A 15454-nucleotide genomic window follows, 5' to 3' on the forward strand; every position below is an offset into this window, starting at 1 on the left:
CGCTCGGAGATGAGCGAAACAGCTTTGACCTCAGGCGGTGGGCATTTATCCCGACCCTGCAATTATGCTCGAATCACCCGCGAATAAAAGGATTCTCGCGGATCTCATCGCCAATCTGTGTATCAGGTCCGTGCCCCGTCACCACCACCGCATCCTCGTCCAGGGTGTACAGGCGCTGGCGGATGGATGTTTCGATCTGCGCGTAGTCACCTCCCCACAGGTCGGTACGCCCGATGCCCCGACGGAACAGCGTATCTCCCGCGATCAGCAGCTTGGCCTCGGGAAACCAGAAGCTCATCGAACCGGGGGTATGCCCAGGGGTGTGCATGGCCACCCCACAGCCGCAGGGCAGCTCCTCGTCATCCTGCAGCCAGTGGTCCGGCGCGGGCACCGGGTTGTAGGGCACGCCGAACAGCTTGCATTGCATCTCCAGATTGTCCCAGAGGAACTTGTCATCCTTGTGCAGATGCAGGGTGGCACCGGTGGCCTTCTTCATCTCGCCGGAGGCAAGGAAGTGATCCAGGTGCGCATGGGTATGAATGATGCTCACCACCTTCAGCCCCAGCTGGTCCAGCCGATCGAGGATCAGCTGATGATCGCCGCCCGGGTCGACCACTATTGCCTTTTTGGTGACAGGGTCACCGATGATGGTGCAGTTGCACTGCAGCGGGCCGACGGGGAAGGTCTCGCGGATCAGGGTGGGGGTCTGCATGGATAATCCTTGTACTACAGCCAGTGTGTTCACCGATATGACCCTAACGGTCGGGGATTTTCAAGCTCGCGCGAACCGGCTCAGTGCCGGTTTCGCTCGGCCAGATAGGCCCGGATCGCCTCGGCATCGCCGGCAAGCTCGACGCGCTCGGCCTTGCTCTCGCGCTGGTAGACGTACATGGGGTCGTAGTATTCCCCCAGCAGCCCCTCGATCCAGCCGCGGTGCAGCTCCACCTCGCCGCTGCGTGCCTGTTCCTCCAGCGCCTGTTCCATCAACCCCCGCAGCCGTGCATGGCGCTCGCCGCCCAGACGTTTGCGGATATTGTCCAGGCTCTGCAACAGGCGCTGGGAGAACAGCGCGAAGCTCTGTTGTTGACCATGTACCTGGTCGAACTCGGCGGCCAGGTCGATCACGTAGTCGCGCAGGATGCGCTGCACCCGGTTGTCGAAGCTGTCCTCCAGCCAGACGATGGGAAAGCGTTGCATACCCTGGGTCAGCGACAGCGGCAGGGAGCAGGCGCCGATCAGCCGGCTCTCGTCCTCCAGCACGAACTGGCTCTGGCCCCGGGCACGGCGCTTGAGCAGGTCGATGGCCAGGCGGTTCTCGAAGTCGATCTGCCCGGGCTGGGCGGTGGCCCGCTTGCCGAAGCTGGAGCCACGGTGGTTGGCATGGCCTTCCAGGTCGATACTGTTGGCCAGACTGGCTATCACTTCTGTCTTGCCGGTACCGGTCATGCCGCCGACGATGACGAAGTCGCATTCGGCCACGGCCTGATCCAGGGACTCGATCAGAAAAGTACGCAGCGCCTTGTAACCGCCAACCACCCGGGGGTAGTCGATACCGGCTTCGTGCTTCAGCCACTGCTGGACGATCTGTGAGCGCAGTCCGCCGCGAAAGCAGTAGAGGTAACCGTCGGGATTGGCGCGGGCGAAAGCGGCCCAAGCCTCGAGACGCTGCGCCTTGGTCGCACCGGAAACCAGCTGATGCCCCAGCTCGATCGCCGCCTGCTGGCCCCTGTTCTTGTAGCAGGTGCCCACCTTCTGTCGCTCGATATCGGTCATCAACGGCAGACTGACCGCAGTGGGAAAGGCGCCCCGGTTGAATTCCACCGGGGCGCGCATGTCCATCAGGGGAACGTCATCGATAAACAGCTGGCGATAGTCTTGGGTATCCGGACGCATCAAGACACCTCGACGGCGTGGGCGCGCCGCTCGACCAGCTGGCCGATGGGCGCCAGCTTGAGGCCCAGCTCCCCTGCCACCGCCAGAAACTCCTGCTCGCCCTCCGGTGCGACCGCTACCAGCAGTCCGCCACTGGTCTGCGGGTCGCACAGCAGATTGCGCTGATCATCAGCGATGGGCGCGACCTTGTCGCCATAGCTGTCGAAATTGCGCAGGGTGCCGCCGGGGATGCAGCCCTCGCCCAGGTAGTAGTCCACCCCGGGCAGACGGGGCACCGCAGCAAACTCCAGCTGTGCGGTCAGCTGCGCGCCATCAGCCATCTCCACCAGATGCCCGAGCAGACCGAAACCGGTGACATCGGTCATGGCCCGAACGCCGGCCAGCTTGCCGAAGCGTGAACCAGGACGGTTCAGGGTGCACATCCAGTCCCGGGCCAGACCTTCGTCCTGTGGGCGCAGTTTCGCCTTCTTCTCGGCGGTGGTGAGGATGCCGATGCCCAGCGGCTTGGTCAGATACAGCCGGCAGCCGGCGGTGCCGGTGTCGTTGCGCTTGAGATACTGCTTGTCCACCACGCCGGTTACCGCCAGCCCGAAGATGGGCTCGGGGGCATCGATGGAGTGACCGCCGGCCAGCGGGATGCCGGCGGCGTCGCAGACCGCCCGACCGCCGCGCATCACCTCCCGGGCCACCTCCGGCGGCAGCAGATTGACCGGCCAGCCGAGGATGGCGATGGCCATCAGCGGATCGCCGCCCATGGCGTAGATGTCACTGATGGCATTGGTGGCGGCGATGCGGCCGAAGTCGAAGGGATCATCGACGATGGGCATGAAGAAGTCGGTGGTCGATACCACGCCCCGCTCGTCGTCCAGCGCATAGACAGCCGCATCGTCCCGGGAGGCATTGCCTACCCACAGCCGCGGATCGATATTCTGCGCGCCGCTGCCGGCGAGGATGGTTTCCAGCACCTTCGGGGAAATCTTGCAGCCACAGCCGGCTCCATGGCTGTACTGGGTCAGGCGGATCGGCTCGCTCATGGGTAGTCTCGGCAGAAGAAATTGAGGCTGGGGATAGTAACAAAGCTGCGCTTTGCCCTCACCCTCCGTATAATCGCCCCGCTCTTTTTCCTCTCAGCAGCGGCGGTCGCCCGACCACCCACTACTGAATTTTTTCCGCCATTGAACCGGAGAACTTTCCATGCTCAAACGTACCCTCACAGTGGCCAGCGCCCTGCTGTTATCGCTGTCCGCCCTGGTCAGCCAGGCGGCGGATGTCCTCAGGGTCAGCGCCATCCCCGATGAAGCGCCGACCGAACTGCTGCGCAAGTTCGAGCCGCTGGGCGCCTATCTGGAGCAGGAGCTGGGGATGAAGGTCCAGTTCACCCCGGTAGCCGACTACCCGGCGGTGGTCGAGGCGCTGGCCAGCGACCGGCTGGACCTGGCCTGGCTCGGCGGCTTCACCTTCGTTCAGGTTTACCTGAAGACCGGCAATGCCGTTCCGCTGGTCCAGCGCGAGCAGGACGCCGAGTTCACCAGCAAGTTCATCACCGCCAACCCAGAGGTGAACGCGCTGTCCGACCTCAAGGGCAAGACCTTCGCCTTCGGCTCGATCTCCTCGACCTCCGGCAGTCTGATGCCGCGCTACTTCATGCTGCAGGACGGCATCCAGCCGGAGAGTTTCTTCAGCCGCATCGGCTACTCCGGCGCCCATGACGCCACCGCTGCCTGGGTTCAGGCCGGCCGGGTGGACGCCGGCGTGCTCAATGCCAGCGTCTGGGACAAGCTGGTCGCCAATGGCAAGGTGGATACCAGCAAGGTACGGGTATTTGCCACTACCCCCACCTATTACGACTACAACTGGACCGTGCGTGGCACGCTGGATCCGGCGCTGGCCGAGAAGATCAGGCAGGCCTTCCTCGCCCTGGATCCGGCCGATCCGGCTCACAGGCAGATCCTGGACCTGCAGGCCGCCAGCCGCTTCATCGAGACCGAGCCGACCAACTACAAGGGCATCGAGGAGGCGGCCCGCGCCGCTGACCTGCTGAAATGAGCCTGCGCCTGTCCGGCGCCGGTCTGCAGCACGCTGAAGGAGTCCACGCCCTGCGGGGGGTGGACCTGCATATCGTCGCTGGTGAGCGAGTCGCCATCATCGGACCCTCCGGTGCCGGCAAGTCCAGCCTGCTGGGGCTGATGGCCAGCGCCCTGCGCCCCACCAGCGGCGGTGTGCAGCTGCTGGGAGAGAATCCCTGGCAGCTGTCGTCCCGGGCACGCCAGCGCCTGCGCTCGCGTATCGGCCTGGTCCATCAGGCGCCGCCCCTGCCTCCGCGCCAGCGGGTGGTCACCGCCGTGCTGGCCGGCCGGCTCGGCCAGTGGGGGCTGGGCCGCAGTCTGGTCAACCTGCTGCACCCGCTGGACATGCAGGGAGCACGCGCCGTACTCGCCCAGCTGGATCTCGCCGACCGCCTGTTCGCCCGGTGCCAGCAGCTGTCGGGTGGCCAGCTGCAGCGGGTGGGCATTGCCCGCGCGCTGTATCAGGACCCGACACTGCTTCTGGCCGACGAGCCCGTCTCGGCCATGGACCCGGTGCTGGCCGACCATACCCTGCGGGTGCTCTGCCGCCATGCCGAAAGTCGCGGCGTCACTCTGGTCGCCAGCCTGCATGCGGTGGAACTGGCACTGGCGCACTTTCCCCGGATCATCGGCGTGCGCGCCGGGCAGATTGTTTTCGACCGGCCTGCGGCCGAAGTCGACACCAGGCTGCTCGACGCCCTCTATGCCAACGAGCAGCTGGTGTCTCCTCCCCTGCCCCCGGCCAGTCCGGAGCTGCAGCTCCCCCGATGCTGACACGCGACAGCCGGGATCCTGCCGCCCTGCCGCGGCTGCTGCTGACCGCCGTGGCCGTGGTTCTGCTGTGGCCGGGTATCCAGCTGGCGGAACTGGATCTGGCTGTGCTGCTCGCTGCCGACAGCCAGAGCGAGATGGGGCGATTCGTCAGCGCCTTCTGGCCACCGGCCCACAGCCCTGATTTCCTGCGCCTGCTGCTCGATGCCACCCTGCAGACCCTGGCGATTGCCACCGCCGGCATGGCACTGGCGCTGGTAGTGGCGATTCCCACCGGGTTGCTGGCCAGCCGCGCCCTGTCGCTGTCCGCTGTTTCCCGGGGCGGTCGGCCCGCAGCGCTGGGCCAGGCGCTGCGCTGGCCGGTGCGCGGCCTGCTGATCTTCCTGCGAAGCGTGCCGGAAATCGTCTGGGCGTTGCTGTTCGTCCGCGCCGTGGGTCTGGGGCCCACGGCCGGGGTACTGGCGATCGCCATCACCTATGCCGGCATGCTCGGCAAGGTCTATGCGGAGATCTTCGAGTCGGTCGACCACCGGCCCATGCACGCCCTGGTGCAGGCCGGCGCGGGTCGGCTGAGCGCGTTCCTCTACGGCATACTGCCCAACGCGGCCGCCGAGCTGACTTCCTATACCCTGTACCGCTGGGAATGCGCCATCCGCGCATCGGTGGTCATGGGTTTTGTCGGTGCCGGGGGCCTGGGCCAGCAGATCGACCTGTCCCTGCGCATGTTTGCCGGTGACGAGGTGGCCAGCATGCTGCTGACCTTCCTGCTGCTGGTACTGCTGGCCGACGGCCTGAGCCGGGTGCTGCGCGGGAGGCTGGCGTGAAGCGAGCCATCAACCTGCTGTTGCTGCTGGCCACGCTGATCGCCGTGGTGGCGTCCTTTATCTACCTGGGGCTTGATCTGTTGTTTCTCGGCCAGGCCGACAACCTGCGCCAGATGGGCGCCTACGCCGCGCGCTTCCTGCAGCCGGACCTGAGCCAGGCCCACCTGTTGGCGGTGGGTGGTGGTGCGCTGGAGACCCTGGCGATGTCTGCCGTGGGCACCCTGCTTGCCGCCCTGCTGGGTCTGGCACTGGCGCTGCCCGCCGCCGGCCGTTTCGGCTGGCCGACTCAGATTCTGGTGCGGCTGGTACTCAATGCGCTGAGGGCCATACCGGAGCTGGTGTGGGCGGCGCTGATGGTCCTGGCTGCCGGGCTTGGACCCAACGCCGGCACCCTGGCGCTGGCCCTGCATACCGCCGGGGTGCTGGGAAGGCTGTTTGCCGAAGCGCTGGAGAATACCCCCACCGCCCCGGCCGACGCCATCCGACTGCAGGGTGGCGGACAGCTAGCCGCTTTTTTCTATGGCACCCTGCCCAACCTCTGGCCACAACTGCTGGCCTATACCCTGTACCGCTGGGAAAACAACATCCGCATGGCCAGCGTGCTGGGCTTTGTCGGTGCCGGCGGGCTGGGCCAGATGCTCTATATCAGCCTGAGCCTGTTTCAGGAGGCCCAGGCCAGCACCGTGATCATCGCCATGTTGCTGCTGGTACTGGCGGTCGACGCCCTCAGCGGCTGGAGCCGCCAGCATTGGGTGCGCGGGCCCTGAACGGCCAGCTGGACGGACACTCCCCGGCGCCGACCGGGGGCCTGCGCAAGAGGGCCAATCCATGTACAATTGGCCGTTTTTTGGCCAGAGCGGCCGCTACGGACTCCTCCCATGACTGCACCCGCTGAACAAGGCCAGCTCAAACGCGGCCTGACCAATCGCCACATTCAATTGATTGCGTTAGGCGGCGCCATCGGCACCGGCCTGTTTCTGGGATCGGCGGGGGTGATGAGCAGTGCCGGGCCGTCGATGCTGCTGGGCTATGCCATCGGTGGCCTGATCGCCTTTCTGATCATGCGCCAGCTCGGCGAGATGATCGTCGAGGAGCCGGTGGCCGGCTCCTTCAGCCATTTCGCCCACAAGTACTGGAGCCCCTTCGCTGGCTTTCTCTCGGGCTGGAACTACTGGGTGCTGTATATCCTGGTGGGCATGGCCGAGCTGACGGCGGTCGGCAAGTATGTGCAGTACTGGTATCCCGATATACCCACCTGGGTCACGGCGCTGGCGTTCTTCGTGCTGATCAACCTGATCAACCTGAGCAACGTCAAGGCCTTCGGTGAGGCCGAGTTCTGGTTTGCCATCATCAAGGTCGGTGCCATTCTCGGGATGATCGCCCTGGGGCTGTATCTGCTGCTCTCCGGCGCCGGTGGCGAGCAGGCCAGCGTGGCCAACCTGTGGAGCCATGGCGGCTTCTTTCCCAACGGCATCTCCGGGCTGGTGGTGGTGATGGCGGTGATCATGTTCTCCTTCGGCGGGCTGGAGCTGGTGGGCATCACCGCCGCCGAGGCGGAGAACCCGCGCCGCTCCATTCCCAAGGCCATCAATCAGGTCGTGTATCGGATCCTGCTGTTCTACATCCTGGCGCTGGGCGTGCTGTTGTCGCTGTACCCCTGGGACAGCCTGGTGCAGACCCTTACCACCGGAAGCGACCCCTACGCCCGCAGCCCCTTCGTACAGATCTTCTCGCTGATCGGCAGTGATACCGCCGCTCATGTGCTGAACTTCGTGGTGCTGACCGCGGCGCTGTCGGTGTACAACAGCGGTGTGTACGCCAACAGCCGCATGCTCTACGGCCTGGCCGAACAGGGCAACGCGCCCCGGGTATTCCTCAAGCTCAGTCGCAACGGCGTGCCGGTGCTGGGCATTCTGGTCTCCGGGCTGATCACCCTACTGTGCGTGGCGCTGAATTATGTGCTGCCGCAGGGCGCGTTGATCATTCTGATGTCGCTGGTGGTCGCGGCCCTGGTGCTGAACTGGGCCATGATTTCCCTGTCCCATCTCAGATTCCGCCGCAGCATGCGGGAACAGGGTGTGGTACCCAGCTTCAAGGCGCTCTGGTCACCCTTCGGCAACTGGCTGTGCCTGGCGTTTGTCGGCTTCATTCTGGTGGTATTGCTTCTGGATGACAGCACCCGGTTGTCGGTGTTTGCGCTGCCGGTGTGGGTGGTGGCGATCGGGTTGTGTTATCTGCTGAAACGACGGGCGTAGAGCAGAGGCGCTACACCTCCGCGAACGCCCCTCCGGGGTCAGGCACCCTGGTAATCGGCGCCGTCGTCGGCAAGCTTCTGCACGACCAGGCTGCCAATGATGTCCCCCTCCACATTGACCGCCGTGCGCACGGTATCCAGCAGGCGGTCGATCGGCAGCAGGATGGCGATGGCCTCCGCCGGCAGACCCACCGCCTGCAGCACCATGACCATGGTCACCATGCCAGCACTGGGGATGCCCGGCGCGCCGGACGATGCGATCATGGCCGTCATGAACACCACCAGCTGCTCCACCAGGGTCAACTCGACGCCGATCAGGTTGGCAACGAACAGTGCCGCAGCGGCCTCGTAGAGCGCAGTGCCATCCATATTGACCGTGGCCCCCATCGGGATCACGAATCCGGCAACTCTGCGGGGTACACCCAGGTTTTCCTCTGCGCAACGCAGGCTGATGGGCAGAGTGGCAGAACTGGAGCTGGTGGCGAAGGCGGTGATCAGCGCCTCCCGCGAGCCGCGGAAGAACCAGAGCGGTGACCGGCGGGTAACCGCGTATAGCAATCCCGGCAGCACCACCGCGCCATGGAAGACCGTGGTGGCGAAGATCAGTACGACAAAGCCGAGCATGCTGATCAACAGTGCCACGTCCTGCTCCGCCACCAGCCGGATCAGCAGCGCCATGATGCCCAGCGGGGCCAGCCACATGATCCAGCCGATGATGCGCAGCAGCATGTCCAGCAGTTCCTGCATCAGCTGGAGGATGGTTTCGTAGCGCTGCCCGCCGGCCACCAGGGCGACACCGACAAAGATCGCAAACATCAGGACCGACAGGATGTCCCCGTTGGTGAACGCCTCGAAGGGGTTCTTGAACAGACCGGTGAGGAAGTGCTGGAAAAACTCCGGCATGGTCATCTGGCGGGCTTCGAAGCCAGCCATGGCATCGGCGAACATCGTCAGCGACATGCCCGCGCCGGGCCTGAAAATATTGGCCGCGACCAGCGCCACCAACATGGCCAGCGCGGAGGTGAGCATGAAGAACAGCAACGTGGCGATCCATACCCTGTGCACCTGATGATGGGCCTGCAGGCTGGCAACCCCGACCACAATCGAGGTGAACACCAACGGTATCAGGATCATCTTCAGCAGACCGATGAAGACCGCACCGACCAGGGTGCTGCCATAGAGCACGCCGCTGCGCAGGCCCGCGTCCTCCGGCATCAGACCGAGCAGCCAGCCGATGGCAACGCCGATGGCGGCAGCAATGAAAATCAGGCGATTGAGACTGGGCACCGTTATTCTCCCTGTTGGACGGGACAAGGATACCCCAACGCCCGCGCCGCGGCCCATGGCCGGGCGCGGGGCTTGCTCAGACGGAGGAAATGCGGGCGTCCTGCTGCTCCAGCCAGCCCAGCACATCCACGCGGATGCGTTTCTTGTCCAGTTTGCCGACACTGGTCTTGGGAATCTCGTCAACCACGGCTATCTGGGTCGGCACTGCCCATTTGTTGATCCGCCCCTCCTCGACGAAGGGCTGCAGGTGCGCGGCCACCGCCCCGGCGTCCATCTGTTGCCCCGGGGCTGCCACCACCAGGGCGAAGGGCCGTTCATCCCAGCGCGGATCCGGCACGCCGACCACCGCCACGTCGCGGATGGCCGGGTGCAGACTGATCAGGTTTTCCAGCTCCAGCGATGACAGCCACTCGCCGCCGGTCTTGATCACGTCCTTGATACGGTCGCGGATCTCGATGCTGCCGGTATGGTCGATGGACGCCACATCGCCGGTGTGCATCCAGCCGTGCAGCCACAATTCCCTGCTCTTCTCCGGCTCCTTGAAGTATCCCTGGGTCAGCCAGGGCGCACGCAGAACCAGTTCACCCTGGGTTTCGCCGTCATGCGGCAGGAAGTTGCCCTGGGCATCCATCAGCCGCGCCTCCACCATGGGTACCGGCACACCGGCACGGATCTTGTGGGTGACCTGCAGCTCTTCGCTGCCGGCCTCGATCTCCAGGTTGTTGTAGCCGGCGGATATCAGCGGGCAGGTCTCCGACATGCCATAGGCCGCCGAGAGCCGGATGCCCCGCTTGCCGGCAGCCTCATACAGACCGCGATTCAACGCGCTGCCGCCGATGATGATCTTCATGCCGCCGAAGTCGAAACCCTCCGCCGCTTTGGCATTGAGCAGCATCTGCAGGATGGTCGGCACGCAGTGCGAGAAGGTGACCTTCTCCCGCTGGATCAGCTCCACCAGCAACTCCGGCTCGTAGCGCCCCGGATACACCTGCTTCACGCCGAGCAGCGTGGCGGTGTAGGGCATGCCCCAGGCGTGTACGTGGAACATGGGCGTGATGGGCATGTATACATCGCGGTTGTTCAGCAGCTGCTGGTTGCCCACGCCGTTGAGCATCCCGGCCTGGGTCAGGGTATGCAGCACCAGCTGACGATGGGTGAAGTAGACACCCTTGGGGTTGCCCGTGGTACCGGTGGTGTAGAAGGTGGTGGCCACCGAGTTCTCGTCGAAGTCGGCGAACTCGTAGGTGCTGTCGGCGGCAGCGAGCAGCTGCTCGTACTCGCCGGCAAAGCCGCGCAGCTCGGCGGACTTCTCCTGGCCGTCGGTCAGCAGAATGGTGGTGGTCACCGTGGTCAGTTGTGGCTCGATCGCCTGGTACAGCGGCAGGAATTCGCTGTTGACCAGCACCATGATGTCGTCTGCGTGGTTCATGGTGTAGACGATCTGCTCGGGGGACAGCCTGACGTTGACGGTGTGCAGCACGGCGCCGATCATCGGCACGGCAAACATGCACTCGAGGTAGCGGTGGCTATCCCAGTCCAGGACCGCCACGGTATCCCCTGCCTTGACTCCCGCCTTCGTCAGCGCACTGGCGAGCCGACAGATCCGCTCGTTGAAGGTGACGTAGTCGTAACGGCTGATGTCGCGGTAGACGATTTCCTGCGAGGCTTCATAGCGAACCCCGGACAGCAGCAGATTCTTGATCAGCAGGGGGATGGAATGGGCCTGCTCGGCAGGCGGAAGGATCCGTGTCTTCAGCATGTGGTACGACCTTTCTTATTGGGCTTGTTCAGGTTCGATCAGCATTGTCTGAATGCTGACGGCTCCACTATAGCGAGGCCACTGTCAGGCGGCCATGGGAGTATTGTGACCCGATCATACAAAGCTTTGCGGTCGACAATAAGGGGTAAACGGGCGTATAAAGTCGATTGATGACCACAAATAAGCAATCAGTCATATTTCAGGAGTCAGCATGTCCGACAGCATCGTTATAGTCAGTGGCGTTCGCACCCCCATGGGCGGATTTCAGGGCAGCCTTTCCAGCCTGTCAGCAGTGGATCTCGGTGCGCTGGCGATCCGCGAAGCCGTCGGTCGTGCCGGTATCGTACCCACGGACGTGCAGGAAGTGATCATGGGCTGCGTACTGCCCGCCGGCCTGAAGCAGGGCCCGGCTCGTCAGGCAGCGCTGAATGCCGGGCTGCCCTCCTCCGCCGGTTGCACCACCATCAACAAGCTGTGCGGCTCGGGCATGAAGGCGGTGATGCAGGCCCATGACGCGCTCAGGGCCGGCTCCGCCCAGGTAATGGTCGCAGGCGGCATGGAGAGCATGTCCAATGCGCCCTACATCATTGCCAAGGCCCGCGGCGGCCTGCGCATGGGCCACGGCGAAATCAAGGATCACATGTTCCTGGACGGTCTGGAGGATGCGCGCACTGGCCGCCTGATGGGCTCCTTCGCACAGGAAACCGCAGACCGATACGGCCTGACCCGTGAACAGATGGACGCCTACGCCATCGAGTCGCTGAATCGCGCCAAGCGCGCCATCGAGGATGGCTCGCTGGACAGTGAAATCGTGCCGGTAACCGTCGCCACCCGTCAGGGCGAAACCGTCGTGAAGGATGATGAACAGCCGCATAACGCGAACGTGGAGAAGATCCCGGCGCTGCGTCCGGCTTTCGCCAAGGAGGGAACCATCACCGCGGCCAATGCCAGCTCCATCTCCGACGGCGCCAGTGCGCTGGTCCTGATGACCGAATCCGAGGCCCTCCGGCGCGGCCTGAAGCCGCTTGCCCGGATCGTCGGCCACGCCACCCAGAGCCAGGACCCGAGCGAATTCACCACCGCACCGGTGGGCGCCATGACCAACCTGTTCAATCGGGTCGGCTGGACAAAAGATGATGTGGACCTGTTCGAGATCAACGAAGCCTTTGCCATGGTCACCATGCTGGCCATGCAGGAACACGGCCTGGATCACGCCAGGGTCAACATCTACGGCGGCGCCTGTGCCCAGGGCCATCCGGTGGGCTCCACCGGCTCCCGCCTGATCGTGACCCTGATCAATGCACTGCAGAAGACCGGCGGCAAGCGCGGCGTCGCATCGCTGTGCATCGGTGGCGGCGAAGCGACCGCCGTCGCGATCGAACTGGTATAACCGCAACCTGCACGCTTGAGCGCCGGCGTCCCGCCGGCCTCAAGTTTCCGCCACTACTGCCGATCTCTGTCTGACAGACCGGGGGTCACCTCCGGGCTCTCGTTATTTACACCACGTCAGAGCGGCCATGAAACTCAAATTCCGTCACAAGATTCTTCTCGCCGGGTGCACTATCGTCATCCTGGCATTCACCCTGTTCGCGCTTTACAACGATTACCTGCAGCGCAACACCATCAGGGACAATCTGGCATTCACTGCGGAACAGGCCGGTGAACTGTCCGCCGGCAGCGTGCATAACTGGCTGGATGGCCGCATCCGGATGCTGCAGAGTCTGGCCGAGAACCTGGCATTGCAGGATGAACCCGCCGCCCAGGCGGAGCTGGTCGGGCAGCCTTCCTTCGGCTCGCAGTTCATCTTCACCTATCTCGGGGGCGCTGACGGCACCTTCATCCAGCATCCTGAGGAGAGCCTGCCGGACGGCTATGACCCGCGAAGCCGCCCCTGGTATACCGAAGCCGTGAGGGCTGACGGCCCGATCATTACCCAACCCTACCGTGACCCGACCGGTGACCTGGTAGTGACCATCGCCACTCCGGTCAAACGCGATGGCATGCTGGTCGGCGTGGTGGGCGGCGATCTGAGTCTGCGAACCCTGATCGACATCATCAACTCGGTGGACTTCGGCGGGCTGGGCCATGCCTTTCTGGTCGGCGCGGACGGGCAGGTACAGGTGTCGCCGGAGCAGGACCAGCTCATGCGCAAGCTGGGTGACATCTACAGCGGTACCGCGCCGCGGCTGGAGCCGCAGCTGCAGACCGCCGAACTGGACGGTCAGCAGCGCCTGCTGTTCTTCAGCCCGATCACCGGCCTGCCCTCGGTGGGCTGGCATATCGGGCTTTCCATCGACTACGACCGGGCACTGGCGCCGCTGGCGCAGTTCCGTACCTCCGCGTTCATCGCCATGGTGGTGGCCGTGGTGGCCATTGCGGTCCTGCTCAATCTGCTGATCAGCCTTCTGATGCGCCCGCTGCACAACATGGGCCAGGCCATGGCGGATATCGCCGAGGGCGAAGGCGATCTGACCCGCCGCCTGGCCGTTGAGAGCGCGGACGAATTCGGTGATCTCAGCGCGTCATTCAACCGCTTCGTCGAACGCATCCATGCCTCCATCAGTGAGGTCGCCTCGGCCACCCGCCAGGTACATGATCTCGCCGTACGGGTGATGAGCGCCTCCAACGCCTCGATTACCGGTTCCAGCGAGCAGAGCGCCCGCACCGAGAGCGTGGCCGCGGCGATCAACGAACTGGGCGCCGCCGCGCAGGAGATCGCCCGCAACGCCGCCGATGCCTCCAGTCAGGCCAGCAACGCCAACGATCAGGCCGAACAGGGCCGGCAGGTGATGGAAGAGACCATCGCGGCGATGACCACCCTGTCCGCCACCATTGATGTGTCCCGCCAGCAGATCGAGTCGGTCAATGCCAGCACGGAAGATATCAGCAAGATCCTTGAGGTGATCAAGGGCATTTCCGAGCAGACCAACCTGCTGGCACTCAACGCCGCCATCGAAGCTGCCCGGGCCGGCGATGCCGGACGCGGCTTCGCGGTGGTCGCCGACGAGGTGCGCAATCTGGCTCACCGCACCCAGGAGTCAGCCGAAGAGATCCACCGGATGATCACTGACCTGCAGCATGGCGCCTCCCAGGCGGTGGCCTCCATGCAGGAGAGTCAGCAATCCAGCGGCCGCAGCGTGGCGGTGGCCAATCAGGCCGGCGAGCGGCTGACCACCGTGGTCAGCCGTATCGTCGAGATCGACGGCATGAACCAGTCCGTTGCCGCCGCCACCGAGGAGCAGACCACGGTAGTCGAAGCGCTAAACATGGACATCCACCAGATCAACGTGCTCAACCAGCAGAGCGTCGCCAATCTCAACGCCACCCTGGCGGACTGTGACGCCCTGTCCCATCAGGCCAGCCGGCTGAAGCAACTGGTGGACAGCTTCCGCATCTGAGCAGCGAGCGGGCCGGTGACGGTTATATCCGATCATTCACTGCCCGCGGGCCGCTTGCCGGCCAGCGAACAGTGAATGAAACTAGCCGGCCAGCTTCCCATTCAGCCAAGGAGATTCCCCATGAGCGACATCCGTTTTGAAGACAAGGTCGTTATCGTCACCGGCGCCGGCGGCGGCATCGGTCGCGCCCATGCGTTGCTGTTCGCCAAGCACGGCGCCAAGGTCATCGTCAACGACCTGGGCGGCAGCACCCAGGGGGAAGGCGCCAACAGTGAAGCAGCACTGAAGGTGGTTGAAGAGATCAAGGCCGCCGGCGGTACCGCCATCGCCAACCCCGACAGCGTGGTGGACGGCGACAAGATCGTGCAGTGCGCCATGGACAACTTCGGACGGGTCGATGTGGTAGTCAACAACGCCGGCATCCTGCGCGACAAGAGCTTCGCCAAGATGTCGGATCAGGACTGGGATCTGGTCTACAAGGTGCACGTCGAGGGCGCCTACAAGGTGACCCATGCCGCCTGGAACCAGATGAAGGAACAGAACTTCGGTCGCATCATCTTCACTTCCTCGACCTCCGGCATCTACGGCAACTTCGGTCAGGCCAACTACGGCATGGCCAAGCTGGGCCTGTACGGCCTGACCCGCACCCTGGCCATCGAAGGCCGCAAGAACAACATCTTCGTCAACGCCATTGCCCCCACCGGCGGCACCCGCATGACCGAAGGTCTGTTCCCGCCCGGTGCCTTCGAGAAGCTCAAGCCTGAACTGGTGAGCCCGCTGGTGGTCTATCTGTGTTCCGAGCAGAGCCAGGAGACTGGCAGTCTGTTTGAAGTGGGCGGCGGCTGGATGGGCAAGGTGCGCTGGGAGCGCTCCCTGGGCATCGGCTTCAACCCCGATGAAGGCTTCACCCCGGAAGACGTCCAGGCCAACTTCGAGCAGCTGTGCAGCTTCGAGAATGCCGTGCACCCGAAGGACAACATCGAAGCGCTGAAAGAACTGATGCAGAACATTCAGAAATTCAGCTGATCCGATAGCTGTGCAGGAAAACCCGCGCCGGCAACGGAGCGGGTTTTTCATTTCCGCTTTCCCTGTGCCGGCCTCACCAGTAGAATTTCGCGCCTAACGGCTGGAGCAAAGGAAATCAGCAGTCCATGAAAGTCATCACCGTCCGTGACTACAACGAATTGAGTACCAGAGCCGGC

At 64.2% G+C, this 15454-nt stretch carries 13 protein-coding genes; 8 read left to right on the plus strand and 5 right to left on the minus strand.

The genetic code is table 11. From position 1 onward, the window contains the following. Positions 1 to 73: 73 nt before the first annotated feature. The 3 genes from IEW63_RS08885 to selD form a co-directional block, all read right to left on the minus strand. Positions 74 to 712, minus strand: a complete 639-nt coding sequence (locus IEW63_RS08885) for an MBL fold metallo-hydrolase (RefSeq protein ID WP_188636259.1) — start codon at positions 710 to 712, stop codon at positions 74 to 76. An 80-nt stretch (positions 713 to 792) separates the two neighbouring features. Continuing rightward, entirely contained in the window at positions 793 to 1893 is a 1101-nt protein-coding gene (mnmH, locus tag IEW63_RS08890; protein ID WP_188636260.1) for a tRNA 2-selenouridine(34) synthase MnmH, read from the minus strand. Further along, positions 1893 to 2927 carry a selenide, water dikinase SelD gene (selD, locus tag IEW63_RS08895; protein ID WP_188636261.1) on the minus strand — a complete coding sequence of 345 codons (1035 nt, stop codon included), beginning with the start codon at positions 2925 to 2927 and terminating at the stop codon, positions 1893 to 1895. The genes mnmH and selD overlap by 1 nt, the downstream gene beginning before the upstream one ends. Before the next feature lie 160 nt (positions 2928 to 3087). On the opposite strand from selD, the gene IEW63_RS08900 reads away from it, so the two are divergent. The 5 genes from IEW63_RS08900 (at position 3088) to IEW63_RS08920 (ending at position 7809) form a co-directional block, all read left to right on the plus strand. Continuing rightward, complete coding sequence (locus IEW63_RS08900; RefSeq protein WP_188636262.1) at positions 3088 to 3939, plus strand: putative selenate ABC transporter substrate-binding protein; 852 nt, start codon at positions 3088 to 3090, stop codon at positions 3937 to 3939. After that, positions 3936 to 4733 (plus strand): phosphonate ABC transporter ATP-binding protein, encoded by a 798-nt coding sequence (locus IEW63_RS08905; RefSeq protein WP_188636263.1) that lies wholly within the window; start codon positions 3936 to 3938, stop codon positions 4731 to 4733. The genes IEW63_RS08900 and IEW63_RS08905 overlap by 4 nt, the downstream gene beginning before the upstream one ends. Then, positions 4727 to 5554 (plus strand): PhnE/PtxC family ABC transporter permease, encoded by an 828-nt coding sequence (locus IEW63_RS08910; RefSeq protein ID WP_188636264.1) that lies wholly within the window; start codon positions 4727 to 4729, stop codon positions 5552 to 5554. Before IEW63_RS08905 ends, IEW63_RS08910 begins: the two co-directional genes overlap by 7 nt. Continuing rightward, positions 5551 to 6321: a phosphonate ABC transporter, permease protein PhnE gene (phnE, locus tag IEW63_RS08915; RefSeq protein ID WP_188636265.1), complete on the plus strand. Its 771-nt coding sequence runs from the start codon at positions 5551 to 5553 to the stop codon at positions 6319 to 6321. The genes IEW63_RS08910 and phnE overlap by 4 nt, the downstream gene beginning before the upstream one ends. 111 nt (positions 6322 to 6432) lie before the next feature. Next, a complete protein-coding gene (locus IEW63_RS08920) occupies positions 6433 to 7809 on the plus strand; it encodes an amino acid permease (RefSeq protein ID WP_188636266.1) in 1377 nt (458 codons plus the stop codon). 38 nt (positions 7810 to 7847) lie between these two features. Here the strand turns inward: IEW63_RS08920 and IEW63_RS08925 are convergent, their stop codons facing one another. Together IEW63_RS08925 and IEW63_RS08930 are read right to left on the minus strand one after the other, a co-directional pair. Continuing rightward, positions 7848 to 9095 carry a dicarboxylate/amino acid:cation symporter gene (locus IEW63_RS08925; RefSeq protein WP_188636267.1) on the minus strand — a complete coding sequence of 416 codons (1248 nt, stop codon included), beginning with the start codon at positions 9093 to 9095 and terminating at the stop codon, positions 7848 to 7850. Between the two features lie 76 nt (positions 9096 to 9171). After that, positions 9172 to 10854 carry a fatty acid--CoA ligase gene (locus IEW63_RS08930; protein ID WP_188636268.1) on the minus strand — a complete coding sequence of 561 codons (1683 nt, stop codon included), beginning with the start codon at positions 10852 to 10854 and terminating at the stop codon, positions 9172 to 9174. Between the two features lie 211 nt (positions 10855 to 11065). Here IEW63_RS08930 and IEW63_RS08935 point away from each other — a divergent pair, with 211 nt between their 5' ends. The 3 genes from IEW63_RS08935 to IEW63_RS08945 all read left to right on the plus strand — a co-directional run bounded on the left by IEW63_RS08935 (position 11066) and on the right by IEW63_RS08945 (position 15278). Then, positions 11066 to 12244, plus strand: coding sequence for an acetyl-CoA C-acyltransferase (locus tag IEW63_RS08935; protein ID WP_188636269.1), 1179 nt, complete (start codon positions 11066 to 11068; stop codon positions 12242 to 12244). 127 nt (positions 12245 to 12371) lie between these two features. After that, a complete protein-coding gene (locus IEW63_RS08940) occupies positions 12372 to 14252 on the plus strand; it encodes a methyl-accepting chemotaxis protein (protein ID WP_188636270.1) in 1881 nt (626 codons plus the stop codon). Between the two features lie 120 nt (positions 14253 to 14372). Next, a complete protein-coding gene (locus IEW63_RS08945; protein WP_188636271.1) occupies positions 14373 to 15278 on the plus strand; it encodes an SDR family oxidoreductase in 906 nt (301 codons plus the stop codon). Positions 15279 to 15454: the final 176 nt, after the last annotated feature.

The sequence above is a fragment of the Halopseudomonas pertucinogena genome, from assembly GCF_014646575.1.
Lineage (GTDB): Bacteria > Pseudomonadota > Gammaproteobacteria > Pseudomonadales > Pseudomonadaceae > Halopseudomonas > Halopseudomonas pertucinogena.

Bases quoted from the DNA above. Each gene is read 5' to 3' on its own strand.
- selD (WP_188636261.1), bottom strand. From the start codon at position 2,927: ATGAGCGAGCCGATCCGCCTGACCCAGTACAGCCATGGAGCCGGCTGT.
- IEW63_RS08910 (WP_188636264.1), top strand. From the start codon at position 4,727: ATGCTGACACGCGACAGCCGGGATCCTGCCGCCCTGCCGCGGCTGCTG.
- IEW63_RS08885 (WP_188636259.1), bottom strand. From the start codon at position 712: ATGCAGACCCCCACCCTGATCCGCGAGACCTTCCCCGTCGGCCCGCTG.
- IEW63_RS08900 (WP_188636262.1), top strand. From the start codon at position 3,088: ATGCTCAAACGTACCCTCACAGTGGCCAGCGCCCTGCTGTTATCGCTG.
- IEW63_RS08945 (WP_188636271.1), top strand. From the start codon at position 14,373: ATGAGCGACATCCGTTTTGAAGACAAGGTCGTTATCGTCACCGGCGCC.
- IEW63_RS08920 (WP_188636266.1), top strand. From the start codon at position 6,433: ATGACTGCACCCGCTGAACAAGGCCAGCTCAAACGCGGCCTGACCAAT.
- IEW63_RS08935 (WP_188636269.1), top strand. From the start codon at position 11,066: ATGTCCGACAGCATCGTTATAGTCAGTGGCGTTCGCACCCCCATGGGC.
- IEW63_RS08905 (WP_188636263.1), top strand. From the start codon at position 3,936: ATGAGCCTGCGCCTGTCCGGCGCCGGTCTGCAGCACGCTGAAGGAGTC.
- mnmH (WP_188636260.1), bottom strand. From the start codon at position 1,893: ATGCGTCCGGATACCCAAGACTATCGCCAGCTGTTTATCGATGACGTT.
- IEW63_RS08930 (WP_188636268.1), bottom strand. From the start codon at position 10,854: ATGCTGAAGACACGGATCCTTCCGCCTGCCGAGCAGGCCCATTCCATC.
- IEW63_RS08940 (WP_188636270.1), top strand. From the start codon at position 12,372: ATGAAACTCAAATTCCGTCACAAGATTCTTCTCGCCGGGTGCACTATC.